Consider the following 520-nt stretch of genomic DNA (forward strand, 5'->3'; position numbering starts at 1 on the left):
CCCGGCTGGCCGACTCGCGGACGGTCCAGCCGGTGAGCGCCGTGGTCGCCAGTTGCGGCCCCCGGAAGTCACTGCCGGTGATCCGCGCGCCGGCCAGCGCGCGGTGCAGCACGCGCGCGGTGTTCCAGACGGTGTCGCCTTCGGGCACCCTGCCATTCTCCCTCTTCGAGCAAGATTCGCATGTGTCGCTATTTGTACACAGGTTCCTCATGATCTCCTGACATGCGAAGGTCAGGGGGTTCTGAGGAGAATGCCCATGACGCGACCCCGTTGTCGTATCCCATCCGTCGCCCTCATCGCCACCCTCACCCTCCTGCTCACCGCAGCGCTCCTACCCACCACCGGTAACGTCCCGGCCGCCAGCGCACCGATCGCCCTCGTCGCCGCCGCACCCGGCGACGAACGGTGGAGCGCCGACCTCACGATCGTCGACCGCGACGACGTCAACGTCCGACGCACCGCCGCCGGCCTCCGCCTGCGGGAGGCCCGGCCCACCTGGCGCGGCGCCCGCAGCCCGCAC

2 pseudogenes are annotated in these 520 nt (G+C 70.6%); one reads left to right on the forward strand and one right to left on the reverse strand.

Going from position 1 to position 520, the window contains the following annotated elements:
- Window positions 1–148, reverse strand: a pseudogene (locus KBX53_RS35440) (Fpg/Nei family DNA glycosylase); the annotation flags it as partial.
- 108 nt (window positions 149–256) lie between these two features.
- On the opposite strand from KBX53_RS35440, the pseudogene KBX53_RS35445 reads away from it, so the two are divergent.
- Window positions 257–520 (forward strand): annotated as a pseudogene (locus tag KBX53_RS35445) (hypothetical protein); the annotation flags it as partial.

Source organism: Micromonospora sp. M51, assembly GCF_018070305.1.
In the GTDB taxonomy this organism is placed as follows: domain Bacteria; phylum Actinomycetota; class Actinomycetes; order Mycobacteriales; family Micromonosporaceae; genus Micromonospora; species Micromonospora parva.